The following is a 21,403-nucleotide window of genomic DNA, read 5'->3' on the forward strand; positions in this document are numbered from 1 at the left end:
GCACGGCCTGCGTGATCCGGGGTGGTCGGGGTGGTCCGGGTGGTCGGCGCGATCCGGGGCGGTCGGCGTGGTCGGGGGCGGTCGTCGTGATCCGGCGTCGGCGCGATCCGGGGCGGTCGGCGTGGTCGGGGGCGGTCGTCGTGATCCGGCGTCGGCGTCGGCGTCGGCATCAGCGTGGTCGGCGTCGGCATGGTCGGCGTCGGCGTCGGCGTCATCGGGACGGCCAGCGACATCGGTGTCATTGGCATGATCGGGGCGGTTAGCGTGATCGGTCGTCGCGGTCGTCGCGGTCGTCGCGGTCGTCGCGGTCGTCGCGGTCGTCGCGGTCGTCGCGGTCGTCGCGGTCGTCGCGGTCGACCGGACCGGAGCGTCGTCCCCCGGTGTTCCGGTATCGAGGTGGTGACCCGCCGATCGGGAGCGGATGGCGGCCGTTCGCCGTCCGGAGCGCCGAGCAGGCAGAGGTCGATGTCCTGTTCACCCGCGACCGCGAACGACGCGCGATGCCGCACGGCACCGCCACCAGCCACACGGCACCGCCACCGGCACGACACCGCCACCAGCCGCACCGCCGCCAGCCGCACCGCACCGCCACCGGCCGCACGGCACCGCCACCGGCACGGCACCGCCGCCGTCCGCACGACGACGACGTTCCGCACGGAACCGGGACCTCCGGGTGCCGGTCCGCCGATGGCCGCCGGGACGCACCCGGAGCCGAGGCTCCCGCCCCCGGGAACGATCGAGATCGCGACCTCCGGCCGGCGACCGCCCTGTCCGGCCGAGGAGCCGGCGGGCGCCCCTCGCACATCGGTCGATGATGTCGTTCACCATTGCAAACGATCATGGTCGGATGCTCGCGAGCACTGCGCCGATCGCTCTATAATCGAATACATGTTCGATCGAGTGGACGAGGCGGTGCTCACCGAGGTGGTGCTCGACCGCCCCTACTGGGCCGAGCGTGAACCCCCCGAGCCCGACCCGGAAGACGAGATGCTGCTCGCCGGCTACCGGCCCGCACCCGGCACCCCGGTCATCGATCCCGACTGCTCACCCGGCGCCCGCCTCGCCCTCGACATCGAGTACGCCGCCGCCGTGGCCGGCCAGCTCACCGACACCCAACTGCTCGAAGTCGTCGCCGCCACCGCCCGCCACCGCAGCTGGCTCGCCGCCCTCGAACACCGCATGATCGCCGCCTACGCCGACCGCCACCCCCGCGACAGCCACGCCACCCGCCCCGGCGCCGCCACAGCCACCCCCGTCGAACAGTGGGTGCCCGACGAACTCGGCCTCGTCCTGGCCATCAGCCGCGAACGCGCCCGCGGCATCATCGCCGACGCCCAACGCCTCACCCACGTCCTGCCCGCCACCCTCGACGCCCTGCAAACCGGGCTGCTCGACCAGAGCAAGGTCGACACCGTGCTCCGCGCCACCGACGTCCTCGACGACAACCAGGCCCACCAGGTCGAAACCATCGTCCTCGCCCGAGCCGCCGGAGCCACCCGCCGCCAGATCTACGACCGGCTCCGCCGCGCCGTGGCCAGGATCGACCCGGACGGCGCCGAACGCCGCCACCAACGATCCCTGGCCGACCGCCGGATCGGCCTGTCGAACGGCGAGGACGCCATGGCCACCCTCTGGCTCACCAGCTCCGCCCACGACACCCAGGCCTCCTGGCGCTCGCTCGATCGCCTCGCCCGCTCACTGGGCACCGACGACCCACGCACCCTCGAACAACGCCGCGTCGACCTCGCCCACCAACTCCTCCAAGGCACCCTCACCACCACCGACCTCGGCCAGGTCCACGCCGCCGTCAACAGCGTCCTCGCAGCCGCAGCCGCAGCCGCCACTGCCACCACTGCCACCGCCGCTGCCGGTCGGACCGACCCACCGACCGGCCCGACCGGTCCCACCCCCACCGACCCAACCGGCCCGGCCACCCGGCCCACCGGATCCACCGGCCCGGCCGGCGCCCCACCTCCGATCTCGCCCGAGGTCCTCACCGAAGCCCTCACCCGAGCCCTCGCACAGAAGCCCGACCCCAACGACGTGATCGGCCGCAAGCCACTGGTCCACGTCGTCGTCGCCCTCGACACCCTCATCGGCACCAGCAACCGTCCGGCCGAACTCAGCGGCCACGGCCCCATCCCCGCCACCACGGCCCGCGCACTCGCCGCCGGTGGCACCTGGCGACAACTCGTCACCCACCCCACCACCGGCCGCATCCACAACGTCGGGCGCACCACTTACACCCCGCCCGCCGCCATGGCCGACCACGTCCGAGCCCGCGACGGCCACTGCCGCGGCCCAGCCTGCGACCACCCCATCCGCGACCTGGACCACCACATCCCCTGGGCACACGGCGGCCAGACCAGCGAAGACAACTTGCACAGCTACTGCCGCGGCTGCCACACCCTCAAGGACCGACCCGGCTGGCAGGTCATCGCCCACCCCGACGGCACCGTTCAATGGATCACCCCCCACGGCTGGACCAGCACCTCGCACCCCCACGACTACCGCGACCTCACCGACCCTTACCCGGACCCGGACACCCGCCCGACGACGCACTCAGACACAGACCCGACCATCGGCACGCGCACGGGCACGGGCACCGGAACGGCCACCGACACCGCAAGGAGCACCGGCACGGGCGCGGGCACCGGCACCGGCACGGGCACCGGCACCGGCACCGGCACCGGCACCGGCACCGGCACCGGCACCGGCACCGGCACCGGCACCGGCACCGGCACGGGCACGGGCACGGGCACGGGCACGGGCACGGGCACGGGCACGGGCACGGGCACGGGCACGGGCACGGGCACGGGCACGGGCACGGGCACGCATCCGACCCTGGCACCGGAACCGCCGCCAGTCCCGGCCCTGGTGTCGATGCCCGCTGCAGTGCCGGTCCGGATGCCGGACCCGCTGCCTGTCCCGAGCCCGGTGTCGATGCCCGTTGCGGGGCCGATGCCGGGGCCACGACCACGGCCGGTCTCCGGGTGGGTCGACCCGGTCCACCCAGCTGGTCCCGCCCGGATCGCGACCCCGCCACCGTTCTGACCGGTCGGATCGGGGGCCGACACCACGTCGATCGGGCCGAGCGCGGGGAGCCCGGCGCGGGCCGGGACCTCGACCAGGCAGGCGAGCAGCAAGCCGCGTCGACTCGGGTCGGGTCAGGTCGGCTCGGCTCGGCTCGGCTCGGCTCGGCTCGGCTCGGCTCGGGCGCAGCCTGACGGAACGCTCGCCGCCCCGCCCCCTGTGCACCCGCCGTCACGTGCGGACCGATCGCGGCGGACCGGCGGGAGCACCGCTCGCCTTCCTCGCGCCCGTCTGCCCGCGGGCCACAGGTATGCCGGACCGGCGGTACGGGTACGCCGCGGTTGTGACAGCGCAGGAGGACCAGCACGACGCCGGACAGCCCCCGGTCGACCCGGCGCGCGCCCTGGACGAGCTCGAGGAGCGCGTCCTCGGCCGAACCACCGATCCCGATCCCGCCGACCGCGACGAGGGGCGGGCCGACGGTACCGACCCCGAGACCGACGCCGACACCGATCCGGTCGAGGGGGACTCCGGCACCGGCATCGACCAGGAGCCCACCGGCTGACCACCGCCACACCGAGCATCACCGGCGCCGCCCGGCTTGTCCCTTTCGCCCCGGCCCCACCATGCTGGGCCGGTGAGCGCCGGGGCGAGTACCGACAGCAGCGACACCGACCGGTCCACCGCCGGGCGGCTCGCGGCGGCGGCGCTGGTCGCCGTGTCCGCGGTGGCCCTGTTCGGCTTCGAGCACCGTCCGGTGGGCTACCTGCTGATCGTCGCGGGCCTAGGGCTCGCCGCCGCGGTCGACCGGCTGCTGCTGCGCCATCTCGGGCTGATCGCGGCCGGCCTGATGATCATCAGCACGATGTCGCTGGAGGCCGATCTCAGCGACGCCGGGATGCTCCGGTTCACGGTGGTGCTCTCGCTGGCCGTGCTGGTGCCGCTGCTGGTGTCGCGCTTCTGGTTCGGCGAGGACATCATCCGCTTCCCGATGCTGACCGGGAAGCGCTGGAGCGGCTTCGAGTACGGCTACCTGGCGCTGGTCGTCGCCGCCGGGTACGTGATCCTGCCGGTGTACTTCATCGGCACCGGCGCGTACCAGAACTGGCCGGAGATCAGCACGGACAGCGAGATCGCCCGGCTGTTCGTCGGCGTCAACGCGGTCGGCCTCTGGGACGAGCTGTTCTTCATCTGCACGGTGTTCGCGCTGCTCCGGCGGCACTTCCCGTTCTGGCAGGCGAACCTGCTGCAGGCCACCGTGTTCGTGGCGTTCCTGTGGGAGCTGGGCTACCGCGGCTGGGGGCCGGTGCTCACGATCCCGTTCGCGCTGCTGCAGGGCTACATCTTCCAGCGGACGCGCTCGTTCACCTACGTGCTGACCGTGCACCTGACGTTCGACATCGTGATCTTCGGGATCCTGGTGCACGCCTACAACCCGGAGCTGTTCGACCTGTTCGTCACCAGCCCGCGCTGAGCGCCGTGATCAGGACCGGCCCAGCCGGTGCAGGCGCAGCGCGAGCTGCAGCTCCAGCGACCGCTCCGGGTCCTGCCAGCCGTCCCCGAGCAGCGACCCGATCCGGTCCAGCCGCTGCGCGACCGTGTTGACGTGCACGTGCAGCGCCCCGGCGGCGCGGGTCGGGCTGGCCCCGGCCGCGTAGTACGCCTCCAGGGTGCGCAGCAGCTCGCTGCCGCGGCGCTCGTCGTGCTCGGCGACCGGTCCGAGGATCCCGGTGACGTACCCGGCGACGTCGGGTCGCTCACCGAGCAGCAGCCCGGCGAACCCGAGCTCCGCGGCGGCCGCCGACTCCCCGGCCCGGTCCAGCGCGAGCAGCGCCTCCATCGACCGGCGGGCCTCGGCGAGCACCGGGCCGGCCCCGTCGGCCGGCCGGAACGGCCCCGCCGCGCCCACCGTCACCGCGGCGTCCGGGTCCTGCTCGGACGCCCGGCGGGCCAGCCGGGCGCCGGCCGCGGCCGGGTCCTCGCCGGGCAGCAGCACGACGACCGCGCCGTCCTGCTCCCCCACCAGGCCGGACCGCCCGCCCAGGGTCGCCGCCTCCCGGGCCAGCGCCCGCCGCCGGGCGGGATGGGTCCGGCAGACCAGCAGCACGTGCGGGCGGCGGACGGACACGCCCAGCGCGGCGAGCCGGGTCAGCGTCGCCGGGCGCGGCTCGCCGGCCGCCAGGAGCTCCGCCATCCCGTCGGCCCGGTCGCTCCGGTCGGTCTCGTCGGCGCGCTGGGTGAGCAGCAGCACGAGCGCGGTGACCATCGCGGCCCGCTCCACGATCCGCACCTGCCCGGGGGTCAGGCCGGGGGCCCGGCCGGGCTCGGCGAGCCCGCCGAGCAGCAGGGTGCCCAGGCGCTGCCCGCCGGCGATCACCGGCGTCACCCAGGCGCCACCGGCGCACGGCACCGGCACCGGGTGCCCCGAGGCGGCACCGGCCCGCCGCAGTGCCGCCGCGGCATCCAGGCCGGCCGGGACCGGTCCGTGCCGGGCGGCGGGCACGCCGTCCGGGTCCAGCACCGTCACCCAGCAGCCGAGCAGCCTGCCCAGCGCCTCGGCGAGGTCGTCGACGTCACCGCCCTCCAGCACGACGCCCGCGAACCGGTCGTGCGCGTCCGACGCCTCGGCGATCGCGGCGTGCGCACCGCGCAGCGCGTCCAGCGCGGTCGCGGTGTCGGTGAGCCGGCGGGCCTGCACCAGCGAGACGGCGGCCAGCGCAGCCAGCGAGCCGAGCAGGGCGGCGTCGTCGGCGGAGAACGGGCGGGCCGAGCGGTTGGCCGCGAACAGCACCCCGACGAACTCGTCATCGACCAGCAGCGGCGTGCCGCAGATCGCGACGATGCCCTCCTCCCGGACCGCGGTGTCGATCTCCTCGGTGTGCCGGTAGCGGTCGTCCCCGGCGTAGCGGCCGGTCCAGTGCGGGGTGCGGCTGGCCGCGACGAGCCCGCCGAGGCCAGCGCCCAGCGGGAGCCGCAGCGTCTGGAACCGGTGCGACACCGAGCCCGAGGTGACCCGCATGTAGGTGTCGCCGCGCTCGGAGTCGTAGAGGGTCAGGTACGCGATGTCGGTGCCGAGCAGCGCCCTGGCCCGCCGGACGATGGTGTCGAGCACCGAGCCGGTGTCCGACTCGGACGCGAGGTCCCGGGCGATCGCGACGAGCGCGGCCAGCTCGGACTCCCGGCGGCGGCCGGCGTCCATCGCGGCGCGGACCCGCAGCGCGAGCGCACCGGCCTCCGGTGCGGATCCGGACAGCTCGGCCGCGACCCGGGCCAGCTCCTCGGCGGGCGCGGCGCCGTCGGCCCGGTCGGCGAGCAGCCGGAGCAGGTCGAGGACGGTGCGCACCCGGTCATCCTGCCCGCGCACCGGGCTCCGGTCTCAGCCGGACTTCCAGGCCCCCGGCCTGCCGTACAGATCGCGCAGGTCGAGCAGGTGGTTGCGCATGGCGTCCTCGGCCTCGGCGGCCTCGCCGCGGGCGATGTGCTCGGTGATCTCGGCGTGGCAGGCGTCGACCTCGGCCCAGCGGTGCGCGGGGACCGCGGCCCGGTCCAGCCGGGTCCGCAGCACGTCGCCGACCGGCTGGCCCATCATCGTGAGCATCAGGTTCCCGGTCGCCATGAGCACCGTGGTGTGGAAGTCCATGTGCTCGACGAACCCGCTCGGGTCACGAGGATCGCGCGGCGCCGAGGCGGCCGCGCGCAGCGCCTCGATCGTCTCCGGCGCGGCCCGCTGCGCGGCCAGCCGGGCGGCGGCCGGCTCCAGCAGCAGCCGGGCCTCCAGCAGGTCGGCCATCCCCAGCCGCGGGGTCGCGACGAGCACGCCGAGCGCGCCGCCGACGTCCTCGACCAGCCGGGCCGGATCGGGCGCGGCGACGAACGAACCGCCCTGCACCCCGCGCCGGGTGTCGATCAGGTGCTGACTGGCCAGCACCCGCAGCGCCTCGCGGACGGTGGACCGGCTGACCCCGAACATGCCGGTCAGCTCGCTCTCGGCGGGCAGCCGCTCACCGGGTGCGAGCGCGCCGCGCATGATCTGCGAGCGCAGCTCGTCGGCGACCTGCCGGTAGGCCGGGCGGACCCGCTGCACCTGCAGCCGGGCCGTGGGTGCCTGCGGTGTCGCGGCGGCGTCGGCGGGACGTCCCGGACTCGGGCTCATGGTCACGCTCCGCGACGCCGGCGCGCTGGGGAGGGACTGAGATGGACTTCCGGACTGCTCCCACTCCCGGGCCACCGGGACGATCTCGGAGTCGACGAAGTCGCGCAGCGTCTCCCGGAAGAGGCGCTGCTCGTCGAGGCGGACTCCCCCGGCTTCGAGGTGACCGCCGACATCGGCAAGCTCGGCTACAAGGGCCCCGAGTCCTGCGAGGTCGTGCTCACCGACGTCCGGGTGCCCGCATCCCAGCTGCTCGGCGGGGTGCAGGGACGCGGCCTGCAGCAGGCGCTGTCGTCGCTGGAGACCGGCCGGATCAACATCGCCGCGCGCAGCGTCGGCATCGCCCAGCGCGCCTACGACGAGGCGCTGGGCTACGCCAGGGCGCGGACCGCGTTCGGCCGCCCGATCGGCGAGTTCCAGGCCGTCGAGCAGCGGCTCGCGCAGATCGCGGTGCGGCTGCAGGCCGCCCGGCTGATGACCTACTGGGCGGCGTCCCGGATGGACGACGGCGTCCGGATGGACACCGAGTCCGGGATGGCGAAGATCTTCGCCTCGGAGCAGGCCCTGGAGTGCGCGATCGACTCGATGCGCATCCACGGCGGCTACGGCTACTCCACCGAGTTCGAGGTGGAGCGGCTCTACCGGGACGCGCCGCTGATGTCCATCGGCGAGGGCACCAACGACGTGCTGCGCGGCGTCGTCGCGAAGGCGCTGCTGGCCGGGAAGGCGACCATCCGGTGAGCTCCCGCGACGAGACCGGCGAGCTGGGCGCGCTCGCCGCCCGGCTGGGCTACGCGCTCGACCCGGCGCAGGTCTCGGCGATGGCCGAGGCTGTCGCGGGCGCCGAACCCGCGGTGTCCGAGCTGCGCACGATCCCGGTTCCGCTCGCGGCCGCCGATCCGGCCGCCGGGGACCACTGGCTCCGCCCGCCCGCCGGTGCCGCGACGGCCGGCCTGCCCACCGGCGACGACCCGCTCGCCGCGGCGCTGCGGGACGCCTGGTCCGGCCGGGTGGCCGAATCGCTGGACCGGCTCGAACGGCTGCACGCCGAGCTGAACTGCACGATCCGGGTGCTGCGCGAGCGGGCGCTCGGGCAGCGGCCGGTGGACGGCCCGCTGACCGGCGTCCCGTTCGCGGTCAAGGACGTCATCGACGTCGCGGGTGTCCCGACGACGGCCGCCTCGCGCACCCGCGCCGACGCCGCCCCCGCAGCCGCGTCGGCGACCGTGGTGGCCCGGCTGGAGGCCGCCGGCGCCGTCCCGGTGTCGAAGGACGCGACCACCGAGTTCGCCGTCGGCGGGCCGCACCCGCCGCTGATCGGCGCCTGCCGCAACCCGTGGGACACCGGGCGCTGGGCGGGCGGCTCCTCCACCGGCACCGCCGCCGCGGTCGCCGCCGGGGTGGTGCCGTTCGGCCTGGGCACCGACGTCGGCGGCTCGGTCCGGCTGCCGGCCGCCTGGTGCGGGCTGACCGGGCTCAAGCCGACCGCCGGGGCGATCCGCGGACCGGTTCGGTGCCGCTGTCCTGGACCACCGAGACGATCGGCCCGCTGGCCCGCGACGCCCGCACCGTCGGGCTCGTGTTCGGACTGCTCCGCGGCCCGGACGGGCTGGACCCGCGGGCCGGCGAGCTGCCGCCGCTGCCGCCGACCGGTGTGCCGGCCGACCTGCGCGGGCTGCGGATCGCCCGCCCGGGCGGCTACCTCACCGAGCTGTGCGACGGCGCCGTGCGGGCGGGGGTGGACCATCTCGTCGACGTGCTCACCGGGGCCGGCGCCGAGATCGTCGCCGGGGAGATCGCCGCCCAGTCCCGCGCGACGATGCTCGGCAATCTCACCGGGGCGCCCGGCCTGGCCCTGCCCACCGGGTTCGCCCCGGACGGCTGCCCGGTCTCCGCGCTGCTGATCGCCCGCCCGCACGACGAGATCACCGCGCTGCGGGTGGCGGCCCTGTTCCAGGACCGCACCGAGCACCACAGCCGCCGGCCGCCGATCGCGGACCGGATCGGCGACCCCTTCCCACCGGCATACGTCTGACTTATTCTCCCTCTCGATCTGGAGGCCACCGATGCCCCTGAGCCCGGCACCACCGCGTACCGGCACGCTGGCCGCGACGGTCGGCGGGTTCGCCGCCCGCACCACCCTCGACGACATCCCGGCCGACGTCCTGGAGCGGGCCCGGCACCTGGTGCTCGACGCCGTCGGGCTGGCGTTCGCCTCCACCTCCCACCCGTTCTCCGGGGTCGCGCTGCGGGGCGCTCACCGCGTTCGGCGGGGCCGGCGAGCAACCGGTGCTCGGCCTGGCGGATCGGCTCCCGGCCCGGGACGCCGCGGTGCTCAACGGCGTGCTGATCCACGGCATGGACTTCGACGACACGCACATCCCGGCGGTCACCCACGCCTCGGCCGCCGCGCTGCCCGCGGCCCTGGCCGCGGCGATCGCCGCCGGCGCCGACACCCGAGCGCTGCTGCTGGCCTACGTGCTCGGCGTCGAGGTGTCGGCGCGGGTCGGGATCGGCGGGGCCGGCGGGTTCCACGACGTCGGCTTCCATCCGACCGCCGTCGCCGGGGCCTTCGGGGCCGCCGTCGCGGCGGGCAAGGTCTCCGGGCTGGACGCCGCCGGGATCACCACCGCCCAGGGCGTGGTCGGCTCGATGAGCGCCGGGCTGCTGGAGTTCCTGGCCGACGGCTCGTGGACCAAGCGGCTGCACCCGGGCTGGGCGGCGATGTCCGGGCTGACCGCGGCCGGGTTCGCGAAGGCGGGCTGGAGCGGGCCACCCGCGGTCTACGAGGGCCGGTTCGGCCTCTACAACACCCACCTGGCCGGACGGGACACCCGGCCCGAGGCGGTCGGCGCCGGCCTGGGCGAGACCTGGGAGCTGATGCGAGGTCGAGCTGGCCGACGGCCGGGTGCTCCGGCACCGCGAGCAGGTCAACCGCGGTCACGAGGAACGACCGCTGGGCAACGACGAGATCGTCGCCAAATTCCGCGGGACGATCGGCCGGGCCGCACCGGACGCCGTCGCCGACCGGGCAGGAGGCCGTGCTGGGACTCGGCGACGCGACCCCGGCCGCCGACTTCGCCGAGGCGTGCCGTGGCTGACCGCCCGGTGCAGGTGGGGGTGTTCCTCACCCACCAGCAGCCCGCCGGACGTGATCCGCAGGCCGCCCCGGACGACCGGCTGCGGCCGGTCCGCGACGCCCGGGTCTACGCCGACCCGGGGGCAGGACCGTGTCCTGCCCGGAAACGAGTCGTTCCGGGCCGGTTACGACGACCTCGCCCGGGACCGGTTCGTGGTGGGCTCGCCGCGGTCACCGAACGGATCAAGCTCTACGCCTCCACCGCAGTGCTCACGCTGCCCCCGGCGCTGGTCGCCCGGATGGCGACCACGATCGACTCGATCGCACCTGGCCGGTTCGGCATCAACATCGTCTCCGGCTGGGCCAAGGGCGAGTACGAGCAGATGGGCCTGTGGCCGGGCGACGACTACTTCGGCTACCGCTACGACTACTCCACCGAGTACGTGCGGATGCTGCGCGACCTATTCGTGACGGGCCGCTGCGACCTGCAGGGCGAGCACTTCACGATGAACGACTGCGTGCTGTCCCCGCTGCCGTCCGGGCACGTGGACATCGTCTGCGCCGGGCAGTCCGAGCGGGGGATGCGGATGGTCGCCGAGTACGGCGACTACAACTTCGTACTCTCCCCCGGCGTCAACGACCTGGAGGTCTACCGGGAGTCCACCCAGCGGCTCGCGAAGGCCGCCGAGGCGACCGGGCGGGACGTGGGGTCGCTGCCGCTGTTCATGGCGATCATGGCCGAGACCGACGAGGAGGCGCAGGCCAAGTGGGCCTCCTACAACGCGGGCGCGGACGCCGCCGCGCTCGGCTACATGTCCGACGAGGGCAGCAAGGACGCCACCGCGGACGACTCCGGCACCGCCCGGACGATCAACCTCCCGGAGGGCGCGGTCAACTTCAACATGGCCACCCTGGTCGGCAGCTACGAGACCGTCGCCCGGCAGATCGACCAGGTCGCCACGATGCCCGGAGTGAAGGGGATGATGTTCACCTTCGACGACTTCGAGCAGGGCGTGCACGACTTCGGCACCCGGGTGAAGCCGCTGCTGGGCTGAGCCGTCGGGGTCGCCGCGGGGGCTCAGTCGCGCCAGCGGCGCTCGTAGCGTTCCTGGGCCGCCGCCCGGTCGGCCGCGCCGGCGGCGGCCCGGACGGCCGCGGCGTGTCCCACCGGGTAGCCGGCCTTGGCCACCCGGTGCTCGACCGACTCGTACATGTAGGCGACCGAGTAGAAGTATCCGAGCAGCGCCCCGGCCAGCACCGACAGCGCCTTGACGTAGGGCGGGCCGGGGATCAGCAGGTACAGCGCGACCCCGATCGGCAGCAGCTGCACGGTGACCCGGGCGAGATGGCGCAGCTGCCAGCTCGGCGCGCTCACGTCGTGCAGCACCCAGCTACGGTGCCGGGCCGGGAGCGCCGCGCCGTAGGCGTAGAGCAGCCAGCGCAGCGGATCGGGCCGGATCGGCTCATCCACGGTTGGACCCCCAATTCTTGGTGCCCCAACAATGTACGATGCGGGATGTGGCGAGCGCATCCCCGGGTGACCAGGACGACCTTCTCCGGCTGGACCGGCAGGTCTGCTTCGCGCTCGCGGTCGCGGCGCGGAACGTGATCGCGTTGTACCGGCCGCTGCTCGAGCCGATGGGCCTGACCCATCCGCAGTACCTGGTGCTGCTGGCGCTGTGGGAGCGCTCGCCGCGCTCGGTCGGCGAGCTGGCCGAGGAGCTCGCCCTCGATCCGGGCACGCTGTCGCCACTGCTCAAGCGGCTGGAGGCGGCCGGACTGGTGGACCGGCGCCGGGTCCCCGGCAACGAGCGGACCCTCGCGGTGACGCTCACCGAGGACGGCCGCGCGCTGCGCGCCCGCGCCGAGGCGATCCCGCCCGCGATCGTCGAGCGGCTCGGCATGCCGCTGTCCGAGCTGGAGGACCTGCGCGCCGTGCTCGACCGGGTGATCCGGGCCTCCCGGCGCCGGGAGCCCTAGGCGAACGACGCGACCGGATCGCCGAGGGCGCCGTCGTCGGGCACCACGCCGAGCCGGGCCCGGTCGGCACCCGGATGCGACCGGCCTCGACCCGGACCGGGTTCGCCGGGTCGTAGTGGACCTTCGTGAAAGGGTTCGGCGATCCACACGCCGTCGAGCAGGCGGGGATGCACGGTGGCGGCCACGTGCACGCAGGCCGCGGCGATGATGTCCCCGCCCCAGGAGTCGTCGCAGGTGTGCGGCAGCGAGCGCGCCTCACAGACGTCGCGGACGGCCGCCATCGCACCCAGCCCACCCGGCCGGGTCACCTAGAGGCCGAACCCGTCGCTGATCCCGAGCGAGATCGCCCGCAGCACCTCGCCGAGGTCCTCGGCGCTCGCCGGCACGCCAGGACCCCGCGCTCTCTACCGGCGGCGCCATGCCACCGCCCGACGAGCGGGGGCTACGAGTTCTACTGGCTGACCCTGCGCCGGCACGGGCTCACCCGGCTCAGCGGCATGTCCTACCTCGTCCCGCCGACCACGATGCTCTGGGCGTGGCTGATGTTCGGCGATCCCGTCGGCCTGCGCGCGGTCACCGGCCTGGGCCTCTGCGCGCTGGCCGTCGCCCTCGTCCATATCGGACCTCGGCCGGGCCTGAACACGCCGGGCACCGGGTACGGCGTCACGTGCGGGGCAGGCCGACCGTGTACGCCGTCATCGACAGCGAACCGTAGGCGTAGCCGTCCACCAGCACCTCGGGCCGCTCGCCACGGTCCGCCGACGCCACCCCGGCCAGGTACAGCGCCGGGATGAAGTGGTCCGGCGTCGGGACGGCGAGCCGGTAGTCGCGGTGCGCGTCCAGCGTCGCGAACTCCGCGGGCCGGTCGAGCATCAGCTCCTGCGCCGCCTCGTCGAACCGGCGGGCCCAGTCGAACCCGGTGTCCGGCCGCGCCCGGTCGACGCCGCCGAGGTTGTGCACGACGTTGCCGCTGGCCACGATCAGCACCCCGGTCCCGCGGAGCCGGGCCAGCTTCGCGCCGAGCTCCAGGTGGTAGCCGAGCGGCTCGTTCGCGTTGATCGCGAGCTGGACGACCGGGATGGAGGCGTCCGGGAACGCGTGCACCAGCACCGACCAGGTCCCGTGGTCGATGCCCCAGCTGTCGGCGTCCGCCCCGACCCAGGTGGGCCGCACGATCTCGGCGATCTCGTCGTACAGCTCCGGCGCGCCGGGCGCCGGGTACTGCACCGCGAACAGCTCGGGCGGGAAGCCGAAGAAGTCGTGGATGGTGCGTGGGCGCGGCATCGCCGTGACCGCGGTGGCCTGGATGTACCAGTGCGCGGAGACCACCAGGATCGCCCGCGGCCGCGGCACCGCCGCGCCGAAGGCCCGCCAGGCATCGGTGTAGCGGTTGGTCGCCAGTGCGTTCATCGGGCTGCCGTGCCCGAAGAACGCGGCCGGCATCAGGTCCTGGGTCACCGACCGAGTCTACGGCGTGCCACCGGGCCGCTCATCAGTTCTGTGGAGCGCCGTTGACGGGCCCCGTGCGGAGCACGACGAACCGGCCGAACCCGGCACCAGCCGGTGACTCTCCGCTCACGTTCGTGGAGGACCACGTGTCCAAGGCCGGAATCTTCGGCACCGTCCTGCTCGTCGCCGGTGTCGTCTACGCGTGCTCCGGTCCCGGGGACACCGGGACGGACACCGAGATCGACACCGCGATCGACACCGAGATCGACACCGCGGCGGCGATCCCGCCGGCGACGGCACCCGCGGTCCCGGCGGGATCGGCGGCCGGTGCCGTCGGCGGGACCGGTGCCGCGGGCGCGACCGCCGGCACGTCGCGGACCGGCTTCGGCGTCGACCCGGACACCGTCGTCGTCACCTCGGTGACCGACGGCGACACCTTCCGGGTCGGCGAGCGCCGGATCCGGGTGATCGGCATCGACTCCTGCGAGGCGGGCACCACCGGCGGCGACGCCGCGACCGCCGCCGCACGCAGGCTGCTCGGCACCGGGACGGTGACGCTGACCCGCGAGCCGGGCGTGGATCTCGACCGGTTCGGCCGCGAGGTCCGCTACGTCGCGACGTCCGCCGGTGACTTCGGCCGGCTGATGGTCCCGGCCGACCACACCGGGGTCTACCGGGGCGGCAACAACGCCTCGGCGTCCTACCTGGGTGGGCTGACCGGGCTCGACCGCGGGCGCAGCTGCGGCACCTCCACCGCCGGGACTGCTCCCGCGACCGGCACAGCACGCTCCACCCCTGCCCCGGCGGCCACCCGGGCGCCCGCGACGACGGCGCCGCTGCAGGCCGCCGCGGACCGCGGCGCCCCAGCGCACCGCGGCGCCGCAGCCCGCGGTGCAGGCGCCGCCGCCCGCGCCGTCCGGCGGTGGCGGGGTGTACTACAAGAACTGCTCCGCGGCGCGGGCCGCCGGTGCCGCCCCTGCGAGTGAGCCCGGCCGCTACCGTCGACGCTGTGCTGATGACCGCCGACGCCGCCGTCCTGCTCCTGGTCGATCTCCAGCAGCGGCTGGCCCCCGCGATCCACCGGGGCGACCGGGTGATCGACCGCACCGCCCGGCTCGCCGAGGCCGCGTCCCTGCTCGGGGTGCCGGTGCTGGCCACCGAGCAGGTGCCGGACAAGCTCGGCCCGACCGTCGAGCGGCTGGCCGGCTACCCACACCTGGTCACCCACAAGTCGTCGTTCGGCGCGGAACCGGGCGGGCTGGTGCCGCCCGGCCGCTCGGAGGTGGTGGTGACCGGGATGGAGGCGCACGTGTGCGTCCTGCAGACCGCGCTGCGGCTGCTCGCCGACGGGCACCGGGTGCTGTTCGTCGCCGACGCCGTCGGCTCCCGCGACCCGGACGACCGGTCCGCCGCGCTGGACCGCGCGCGGGCCGCCGGCGCCGAGATCGTCACCTCGGAGATGGTGCTGTTCGAGTGGCTGCGCGACGCGACCCACCCGCGGTTCCGCGAGGTGCAGAAGCTCCTGAAGTGACGGCGGGCCCGGACCCCCGGTCCGGGCCCGCCGCGGGAGGTCAACCGCGCAGGCTCCCCAGCCGCGCGGCCGCCTCGGCCCGGAACCGCTCGACGTTGCCGAGCTTCACGTCCTCGTAGCCGCGCACCAGACCGGCGGTCTCCGCGACCGCGACCACGCCGTCCACCGTGCCCGGCTGCAGCGCGTCCAGCGCGGTGCGCACCAGCGCCTGGTACTCGCCGACCAGCTCCCGCTCGATCCGGCGGACCCCCGCGTAGCCGAACACGTCCAGCGCGGTCCCGCGCAGCCGCCGCGCGGCGCGCAGCGCCCGGAACGCGGGGCCGGCCACCCGGCCGTCGAGCCGGATCTTGCGGTCCATCCCGAGCGCGCGCAGCACCGGCGGGTGCAGCATCACCGTCACCCGGGCGTCGGCACCGTACACGTCCTCCCGGCGGGCGACCTCGACCGGGTCCAGGTGCAGCCGGGCGACCTCGTACTCGTCCTTGTACGCCATCAGCGTGTGCAGCCCGCGGGCGTAGGCGCGGGCGATCCGGGCACCGGCGGCCTCGCCCGCGCGGGCGGTCGCGATCGCCGCGACCCGGCGGACCTCCTCGGCGTAGCGGGCCGCGTACCCGGCGTCCTGGTAGCCGGTGAGATCGGCGATCCGGGTGGCCAGCTCGGCCTCCAGACCGGTCTCGACGTCGGCACCGGCGGCGACCGACGCGGCGAGCGCGGCGGACTCCGCGTCGACGGCTATGGTGGCCCGCTGCGGCCCGGCCAGCGCGGCCCGGACCGCCGCCGGATCGAGGGCGGCCGCGCGGCCCCAGCGGAACGCGGTGAGGGTCCGCTCGACGGCGGCGCCGTTCACCCGGATCGCCGCCTCGATGGCCTGCTCGGACACCGGCAGCACGCCGTGCTGGTAGGCGGCGCCGAGCAGCAGCATGTTGGCCGGGAGGTGGTCGTCGAACAGCGCCTCGGAGATCGTCTGGGCGTCCACGGTCAGCAGGTCGCGGGTGGTCCGCGCGATCCTGTCGACGGCGTCGTCGGTGGAGCCGGGCAGCACGACCCGGCCGGTGACCATGGCCGCGGTCGGCACCAGCGAGGTGTTGACGACGGCGACCGTGTGCCCGGGCCGGGCGACCGCCAGGTTGGCGTCGGTGGCGGCACCGACCAGGTCCATCCCGATCAGCACGTCGGCGGTGCCCCGGGAGGCGCGCAGGATCCCGTCCACCGGCTCCTTGGAGATCCGGACGTCGGACACGACCGGCCCGCCCTTCTGGGCGAGGCCGACCTGCTCCAGCCCGGCCGCGCACAGCCCGTCCAGGTGCGCGGCCATCTGCAGCACCGCCGACGCGGTGACGACGCCGGTGCCGCCGATCCCGGGCATCCGGATCAGCGTGGAGTCGGCGCCGACCCGCGGCTCGGGATCGGTCAGGGTGACCGGCAGCGCCGGGATCTCGCGGCGGCGCGGGGTCCCCGGCTCCACCATCAGGAACGACGGGCAGTCGCCCTTCAGGCAGGACAGGTCGGAGTTGCAGGACGGCTGGTGGATCCGGGTCTTGCGGCCGAGCTCGGTGTCCACCGGCAGCACAGACAGGCAGGTTGACTTGTCGCCGCAGTCGCCGCAGCCCTCGCACACCCGCTCGTTGATCACGACCTTCTCGGCCGGGGTCGGGAGCTTCCCGCGCTTGCGCAGCCTGCGCTCCTCGGCGGCGCACCGGTCGTCGTGGATGAGGACGGTCACGCCGTCGACCGCGGCCAGCTCGGCCTCGGCGGCGGGGAGCTCGTCGCGGTGCCGCAGCGAGGCGATCGGGTCCAGGGTGATCCCGCGGTAGCGCTTCGGCTCGTCGGTGGTGACGACGATCCGCCGCACCCCCTCCAGCGCGAGCGACCGGGTGATCCCGGGGACGCCCATCCGTCCCTCGGCGCGCTGCCCGCCGGTCATGGCGACGGCGTCGTTGTAGAGCAGCTTGTAGGTCATCGTGACGCCGGACGCGACCGCCGCCCGGATCGCCAGCGACCCGGAGTGGTGGAAGGTGCCGTCCCCGAGGTTCTGCACGAGGGTGCGGTCGTCGGTGAACGGCGCCAGCCCGAACCACTGGGCGCCCTCGCCGCCCATCTGGGTCAGGCCGATCTGCCTGCCCCGGTGGCCGCCGTCCAGCGCGATCATCGCGTGGCAGCCGATGCCGACGCCGACCAGCGTGTCGTCGGAGGTCCGGGTGGAGGTGTTGTGCGGGCAGCCGGAGCAGAAGTACGGCGTGCGGGCGCCCAGGTCACCGGCCTTCGCCAGGCCCAGCTCGATCCGGGACGGCCGCGGCGGCGCGAGCGCGTCGAGGCGGGCGCGGGCGGCCGCGGGCAGCTCCGCGCCGGCGGCGGTGAGCCGGGCGGCGACGGCGCGGGCGACGTCCTCGGCGGAGAGCTGGCCGCGGGCGGTGAGCAGCGGCCGCTGCCGGTCGTCGCGCCGGCCGGTGATCACCGGCTGCTGCGCGCGGCCGTAGAGGGCGTCGCGCAGGTGCCCCTCCAGGAACGGGACCTTGTCCTCGACGACGAGCACCTCGGCCAGGCCGTCGGTCAGCGCGGCGAGATCGTCGCGGTCGATCGGGAACGGCATCGCGAGCCGGATCAGCCGGATCCCGAGCGCGTCGAGGTCGCCCTCGCCGAGCCCGAGATCGTCGAGCGCCCGCAGGACGGTGGCGTAGCCGGTGCCGGAGGCGAGCACGCCCAGCCGGGGACGGCGGGCGTCGAAGGCGATGCGGTTCAGCCCGGTCTCGCGGGCGTACTGGCGGGCCAGGTCGAGACGCCGGGTGAGCAGGTCGTGCTCGGCGTCCACGGCGGCCGGGCCGACCAGCGCGCCGGCCTGAGCGCGGTCGGTGGCCGGCGGGTGCGGGATGCCGAGCAGCTCCGGGCGCAGCGCGCCGAGATCGACGGTGGACGACGCGTCGGCGACGTCGGCGATGATCTTCAGGCCGGTCCAGAGGCCGGTGGCCCGGGAGAGCGCGACGGCGTGCAGCCCGAACTCGACGACCTCGGACACCGAGCCGGGCGCGAGCAGCGGCATGGCGAGGCTCTGCGCGATCGGCTCGCAGGAGCTGGGGACGGTGGACGATTTGCAGGACGGGTCGTCGCCGATGATCGCGACCGCGCCGCCGAGCCGGGCGGTGCCCGCGAGGTTGCCGTGCCGGATCGCGTCCGCGGCCCGGTCCAGGCCGGGGTTCTTGCCGTACCAGTAGCCGACGACGCCGTCGTGCCTGCGTCCCGGGAGGGCGTCGAGCAGCTGGGTGCCGGCCACGGCGGTGGCGGCGAGCTCCTCGTTGAGGCCGGGCCGGAACACGATCCGGGCCGGGTCGAGATGGCGGGCGGCGCGGCCGAGCTCGGCGTCCAGGATGCCCAGCGGCGAGCCCTGGTACCCGGAGACGAACGAGGCGGTGTCCAGTCCGCGGGCGGCGTCCAGCCGGGCCTGCTCCAGGGTGAGCCGGACGAGAGCCTGGATCCCGGTCATCGGGGCACGGCCGCGGTCGGAGACGTACTTGTCGTCGAGCACGGTGGTGGTGGCGGTGCGGGCGTCGCTCGGGCCGTTCATGGACGCGGCTCCTCGGTGAGTCGGGTGCGGCTGCGAACAGGACAACGTGACCGCGGCCACCCGCGCAACGTCCGGCGGCGAACTCGGCCCGCAGACGCAACGGATACGCTCCGGACGACCGATCTGCGACGTTCCGTTGCGTGGGGGCAGCATGCAGGAGCTCGACGACATCGACCATTCGCTGCTCCGGCTGCTGCACGAGGACGGCCGCCGGACCTTCGCCGACATGGCCGCGACGGTCGGTCTGTCCACGGCCGCGGTGAAGCGCCGGGTGGACCGGATGCGCGAGTCCGGGGTGATCACCGGGTTCACCGTGCAGGTGGACCACAAGAAGCTCGGCTGGGCGGTCGAGGCGTTCAGCGAGATCCGCTACGCGGGGACGGCGAGCATCTCCGACATCGTCGAGTCGGCGGCCCGCCAGCCGGAGGTGCAGGCCGTCTACACCCTCGCCGGGGACCTGGACGCGCTCGTACAGGTCCGGGTGCGCGATCTCGCGCACCTGCAGGAGGTGATCGACCGGATCCGGCGCAGCGGGACCGTCACCGGCACCCGGACGCTGATGGTGCTGGGTCGCTGGACCCGCGGATGAGCCCGCCGGGCCGGGCCGGGTCAGCCGGTCCGGGTCAGCCGGTCCGGGTCAGCCGATCCGGGTCAGCCGGTCCGGGTCAGCCGGTCCGGGTCAGCCGGGCCGGGTCAGCCGATCCGCACGGTGGCGGCGCGCGGTCCGGCGGCGACGACGATCCAGGCCCAGCTGACGAACAGGACGCTGATCGCGAGCACCGTGACCACCAGCCCCGGCCCGATGTCGGCGCCGGCCGCCGTCTGCCGGGACCAGACCGCCCACAGCCCGGACAGCGCGCCGATCCCGCAGGCCGTCGCCGCGGTCCAGGCGAGCGGCCAGTACCGGGTGAACAGGGCGAGCGCCGAGGCGACCAGCCCGGCCACGACGACGATCGTGAACAGCCGCGGCAACGGCCCCATGTCGACGTGTCCGGTGAGGATCTGCCAGCCGTCCGCGCGGACCGACCACGGCATCAGCAGCGACGCGGACACCGCCGCCACCGCCGCACCCACGACGACCGCCGCCGGGCCCGGGTCGATCCAGCGCTCGACCCGCCAGGCGATCCGGGTCAGCTCGTCGGACAGCTCCGGTGCCGCCACGGTGCGGGAGGTGCGCCGCTCGCTCATCCGGTCCTCTCCTGTACACCGCGGGACTGTCGTGCGAACCGTTGTGGGGGAAGCGTACCCACCCGCCCGGGGTTCCCGGGGGCGCGCGTCTCCCCCGCTGGTCGTGGGGTGCAAGGCGGAGGGCTCGCGTGGACATGGACGTGTCGCTTCCGGGGGCTCGTGGACCGGATCAGGTCTGCCCTGCCTCGGACTCCCCGGGGTTCGGACTCGCCGGGTTCCGCCTGACCGGGTTCTGTCCGCCACCGGTTTCGTCCGCCCCGGACGGTCGGGCCGGGTTCCGTCCGGCCGGCACGTTCCGTCCTCCCCTGCCGCGCCGCCGGACGCCGTGTCCCGGATGTTCCCTCAGGCAGCCCGGGTGCTGCAGCGGCACGCGGCACCCTGCTGGCAGCCGCACCCGCAGGTGGCCGGGCAGCCGCAGGCCGATCTCGGCGCAGCCGCGATCGCCGGCTCGGACGCCGCGCAGCAGCCACCGCTGTGGCAGGTCAGCTCGGGAACCGCCGGGACGGCTGGCTCGGGCGGGTCCGGTAGCGCGATCCCCAGCGAGGCCAGCACTGGGGTGACGACATCCGGCACGTCACCGATCGGGCGCACCCGGCCGAGCCGGGTCACCCGTTCCGCGCTCGCGGCGTAGCGGCGGCACTCGTCGCACCCCGACAGGTGTGCGTCGGCGTCCGTCCGCTCCGCCGGGGTGGCCTCGTCGTCCAGGGACGCGGACACCACGTCGCGGCACTGCTGACAGTCCATACCCTCACTGTCGTCCACTGGGCCCGTTCGGTTCCATCCGGCCCCGATCCGGTGCGGATCCGCGATGTGTTCCGCGCTACCTCGCGAAGATCTGCGACTCGTCGGCGAACGCCTTGAACTCGAGCTTGTTCCCGGCCGGGTCGGTCAGGAACATGGTCCACTGCTCCCCCGGCTCGCCCGCGAAACGCTGGTACGGCTCGATGACGAACCGGGTACCCGCCGCCCGCAGGCGCTCCGCGAGCTCGTGGAAGGCCGGGACCGGGAGCACGAGGCCGAAGTGCGGCACCGGGACGTCGTGCCCGTCCACCGGGTTGTGGGCCGGCGGCGTCGTGCGCGGTGCGACGTGTGTGACGACCTGGTGGCCGTGGAAGTTCCAGTCGACCCAGCTCGCCGACGAGCGGCCTTCGGGCAGCCCCAGCACGTCGCCGTAGAACCGGCGGGCCGCGGCCAGGTCGTCCACCGGGACGGCCAGGTGGAAGCACGGACGGACATCGGTACTCATCAGGCGCCTCTCCGGGTGGAAGGATCCGAGAGGTACCTCAGGGCTGTCCGGGCCAGCCCCGACGACCCTCAGGTACCTCGCGCGGGCGATGCTGAACGCAGAAATGCCCCGGACCGAAGTCCGGGGCATCCCCACAAAAGTTGAATGTCGGCAGCGACCTACTCTCCCACACCCTGTCGAGTGCAGTA

At 74.8% G+C, this 21,403-nt stretch carries 20 protein-coding genes and 1 pseudogene; 11 read left to right on the forward strand and 10 right to left on the reverse strand.

The features are described 5' to 3' along the window. Positions 1 to 259 precede the first annotated feature (259 nt). Positions 260 to 529 carry a hypothetical protein gene (locus ABZ881_RS14340; RefSeq protein ID WP_358484718.1) on the reverse strand — a complete coding sequence of 90 codons (270 nt, stop codon included), beginning with the start codon at positions 527 to 529 and terminating at the stop codon, positions 260 to 262. Positions 530 to 888: 359 nt separating this feature from the next. Here ABZ881_RS14340 and ABZ881_RS14345 point away from each other — a divergent pair, with 359 nt between their 5' ends. The 3 genes from ABZ881_RS14345 to ABZ881_RS14355 all read left to right on the forward strand — a co-directional run bounded on the left by ABZ881_RS14345 (position 889) and on the right by ABZ881_RS14355 (position 4,507). After that, positions 889 to 3,054 carry a DUF222 domain-containing protein gene (locus ABZ881_RS14345; protein ID WP_358484721.1) on the forward strand — a complete coding sequence of 722 codons (2,166 nt, stop codon included), beginning with the start codon at positions 889 to 891 and terminating at the stop codon, positions 3,052 to 3,054. Positions 3,055 to 3,376: 322 nt separating this feature from the next. Further along, positions 3,377 to 3,598, forward strand: coding sequence for a hypothetical protein (locus ABZ881_RS14350; protein WP_358484723.1), 222 nt, complete (start codon positions 3,377 to 3,379; stop codon positions 3,596 to 3,598). A 72-nt stretch (positions 3,599 to 3,670) separates the two neighbouring features. Continuing rightward, the gene (locus ABZ881_RS14355; protein ID WP_358484725.1) at positions 3,671 to 4,507 is read left to right on the forward strand and encodes a CPBP family intramembrane glutamic endopeptidase; all 837 of its coding nucleotides are present in this window, start codon (positions 3,671 to 3,673) and stop codon (positions 4,505 to 4,507) included. A gap of 9 nt (positions 4,508 to 4,516) precedes the next feature. Here the strand turns inward: ABZ881_RS14355 and ABZ881_RS14360 are convergent, their stop codons facing one another. Together ABZ881_RS14360 and ABZ881_RS14365 are read right to left on the reverse strand one after the other, a co-directional pair. Continuing rightward, positions 4,517 to 6,376, reverse strand: coding sequence for a helix-turn-helix domain-containing protein (locus ABZ881_RS14360; protein ID WP_358484727.1), 1,860 nt, complete (start codon positions 6,374 to 6,376; stop codon positions 4,517 to 4,519). A gap of 33 nt (positions 6,377 to 6,409) precedes the next feature. Next, a complete protein-coding gene (locus ABZ881_RS14365; RefSeq protein WP_358484729.1) occupies positions 6,410 to 7,186 on the reverse strand; it encodes an FCD domain-containing protein in 777 nt (258 codons plus the stop codon). Between the two features lie 159 nt (positions 7,187 to 7,345). On the opposite strand from ABZ881_RS14365, the gene ABZ881_RS14370 reads away from it, so the two are divergent. The 4 genes and pseudogenes from ABZ881_RS14370 (at position 7,346) to ABZ881_RS14385 (ending at position 11,317) form a co-directional block, all read left to right on the forward strand. Beyond that, positions 7,346 to 7,924 carry an acyl-CoA dehydrogenase family protein gene (locus ABZ881_RS14370; RefSeq protein WP_358484731.1) on the forward strand — a complete coding sequence of 193 codons (579 nt, stop codon included), beginning with the start codon at positions 7,346 to 7,348 and terminating at the stop codon, positions 7,922 to 7,924. A gap of 80 nt (positions 7,925 to 8,004) precedes the next feature. After that, positions 8,005 to 8,622: pseudogene (locus ABZ881_RS14375) on the forward strand (amidase family protein); the annotation flags it as partial. Positions 8,623 to 8,696: 74 nt separating this feature from the next. Further along, positions 8,697 to 9,218, forward strand: a complete 522-nt coding sequence (locus ABZ881_RS14380) for a hypothetical protein (protein ID WP_358484764.1) — start codon at positions 8,697 to 8,699, stop codon at positions 9,216 to 9,218. Positions 9,219 to 9,472: 254 nt separating this feature from the next. Then, the gene (locus ABZ881_RS14385; protein ID WP_358484733.1) at positions 9,473 to 11,317 is read left to right on the forward strand and encodes an LLM class flavin-dependent oxidoreductase; all 1,845 of its coding nucleotides are present in this window, start codon (positions 9,473 to 9,475) and stop codon (positions 11,315 to 11,317) included. Positions 11,318 to 11,340: 23 nt separating this feature from the next. On the opposite strand, the gene ABZ881_RS14390 is transcribed toward ABZ881_RS14385, so the two are convergent. Further along, positions 11,341 to 11,733 carry a DUF5313 family protein gene (locus tag ABZ881_RS14390; RefSeq protein ID WP_358484735.1) on the reverse strand — a complete coding sequence of 131 codons (393 nt, stop codon included), beginning with the start codon at positions 11,731 to 11,733 and terminating at the stop codon, positions 11,341 to 11,343. 47 nt (positions 11,734 to 11,780) lie between these two features. On the opposite strand from ABZ881_RS14390, the gene ABZ881_RS14395 reads away from it, so the two are divergent. Then, complete coding sequence (locus ABZ881_RS14395; protein WP_358484737.1) at positions 11,781 to 12,242, forward strand: MarR family transcriptional regulator; 462 nt, start codon at positions 11,781 to 11,783, stop codon at positions 12,240 to 12,242. Here the strand turns inward: ABZ881_RS14395 and ABZ881_RS14400 are convergent. Beyond that, the gene (locus ABZ881_RS14400; protein ID WP_358484739.1) at positions 12,239 to 12,523 is read right to left on the reverse strand and encodes a hypothetical protein; all 285 of its coding nucleotides are present in this window, start codon (positions 12,521 to 12,523) and stop codon (positions 12,239 to 12,241) included. The genes ABZ881_RS14395 and ABZ881_RS14400 overlap by 4 nt on opposite strands. A gap of 382 nt (positions 12,524 to 12,905) precedes the next feature. After that, complete coding sequence (gene ygiD / locus ABZ881_RS14405) at positions 12,906 to 13,700, reverse strand: 4,5-DOPA dioxygenase extradiol (protein ID WP_358484742.1); 795 nt, start codon at positions 13,698 to 13,700, stop codon at positions 12,906 to 12,908. A 137-nt stretch (positions 13,701 to 13,837) separates the two neighbouring features. On the opposite strand from ygiD, the gene ABZ881_RS14410 reads away from it, so the two are divergent. After that, a complete protein-coding gene (locus ABZ881_RS14410; RefSeq protein WP_358484744.1) occupies positions 13,838 to 14,677 on the forward strand; it encodes a hypothetical protein in 840 nt (279 codons plus the stop codon). A gap of 29 nt (positions 14,678 to 14,706) precedes the next feature. Beyond that, positions 14,707 to 15,222, forward strand: coding sequence for an isochorismatase family protein (locus ABZ881_RS14415; protein WP_358484762.1), 516 nt, complete (start codon positions 14,707 to 14,709; stop codon positions 15,220 to 15,222). 40 nt (positions 15,223 to 15,262) lie between these two features. On the opposite strand, the gene ABZ881_RS14420 is transcribed toward ABZ881_RS14415, so the two are convergent. Then, positions 15,263 to 18,781, reverse strand: coding sequence for an indolepyruvate ferredoxin oxidoreductase family protein (locus ABZ881_RS14420; RefSeq protein WP_358484746.1), 3,519 nt, complete (start codon positions 18,779 to 18,781; stop codon positions 15,263 to 15,265). A gap of 151 nt (positions 18,782 to 18,932) precedes the next feature. On the opposite strand from ABZ881_RS14420, the gene ABZ881_RS14425 reads away from it, so the two are divergent. Further along, the gene (locus ABZ881_RS14425) at positions 18,933 to 19,370 is read left to right on the forward strand and encodes an Lrp/AsnC family transcriptional regulator (protein WP_344022111.1); all 438 of its coding nucleotides are present in this window, start codon (positions 18,933 to 18,935) and stop codon (positions 19,368 to 19,370) included. Between the two features lie 104 nt (positions 19,371 to 19,474). On the opposite strand, the gene ABZ881_RS14430 is transcribed toward ABZ881_RS14425, so the two are convergent. The 3 genes from ABZ881_RS14430 to ABZ881_RS14440 form a co-directional block, all read right to left on the reverse strand. Next, on the reverse strand, positions 19,475 to 19,969 hold the full coding sequence (locus ABZ881_RS14430; RefSeq protein WP_358484748.1) for a hypothetical protein: 495 nt from the start codon (positions 19,967 to 19,969) through the stop codon (positions 19,475 to 19,477). A gap of 342 nt (positions 19,970 to 20,311) precedes the next feature. Further along, the gene (locus ABZ881_RS14435; protein ID WP_358484751.1) at positions 20,312 to 20,713 is read right to left on the reverse strand and encodes a zf-HC2 domain-containing protein; all 402 of its coding nucleotides are present in this window, start codon (positions 20,711 to 20,713) and stop codon (positions 20,312 to 20,314) included. Positions 20,714 to 20,789: 76 nt separating this feature from the next. Then, positions 20,790 to 21,215 carry a VOC family protein gene (locus ABZ881_RS14440; protein ID WP_358484753.1) on the reverse strand — a complete coding sequence of 142 codons (426 nt, stop codon included), beginning with the start codon at positions 21,213 to 21,215 and terminating at the stop codon, positions 20,790 to 20,792. Positions 21,216 to 21,403 lie beyond the last annotated feature (188 nt).

Origin of the sequence: Pseudonocardia sp. NPDC046786 (assembly GCF_040645415.1) — a bacterium.
Taxonomy (GTDB): Bacteria; Actinomycetota; Actinomycetes; order Mycobacteriales; family Pseudonocardiaceae; genus Pseudonocardia; species Pseudonocardia kongjuensis.

What these genes read in the sequence shown, in the direction of transcription:
- ABZ881_RS14435 (WP_358484751.1), bottom strand. Translation starts at nt 20,713, where the DNA reads ATGGACTGTCAGCAGTGCCGCGACGTGGTGTCCGCGTCCCTGGACGAC.
- ABZ881_RS14345 (WP_358484721.1), top strand. Translation starts at nt 889, where the DNA reads ATGTTCGATCGAGTGGACGAGGCGGTGCTCACCGAGGTGGTGCTCGAC.
- ABZ881_RS14430 (WP_358484748.1), bottom strand. Translation starts at nt 19,969, where the DNA reads ATGAGCGAGCGGCGCACCTCCCGCACCGTGGCGGCACCGGAGCTGTCC.
- ABZ881_RS14425 (WP_344022111.1), top strand. Translation starts at nt 18,933, where the DNA reads ATGCAGGAGCTCGACGACATCGACCATTCGCTGCTCCGGCTGCTGCAC.
- ABZ881_RS14415 (WP_358484762.1), top strand. Translation starts at nt 14,707, where the DNA reads ATGACCGCCGACGCCGCCGTCCTGCTCCTGGTCGATCTCCAGCAGCGG.
- ABZ881_RS14440 (WP_358484753.1), bottom strand. Translation starts at nt 21,215, where the DNA reads ATGAGTACCGATGTCCGTCCGTGCTTCCACCTGGCCGTCCCGGTGGAC.
- ABZ881_RS14365 (WP_358484729.1), bottom strand. Translation starts at nt 7,186, where the DNA reads ATGAGCCCGAGTCCGGGACGTCCCGCCGACGCCGCCGCGACACCGCAG.
- ABZ881_RS14420 (WP_358484746.1), bottom strand. Translation starts at nt 18,781, where the DNA reads ATGAACGGCCCGAGCGACGCCCGCACCGCCACCACCACCGTGCTCGAC.
- ABZ881_RS14400 (WP_358484739.1), bottom strand. Translation starts at nt 12,523, where the DNA reads ATGGCGGCCGTCCGCGACGTCTGTGAGGCGCGCTCGCTGCCGCACACC.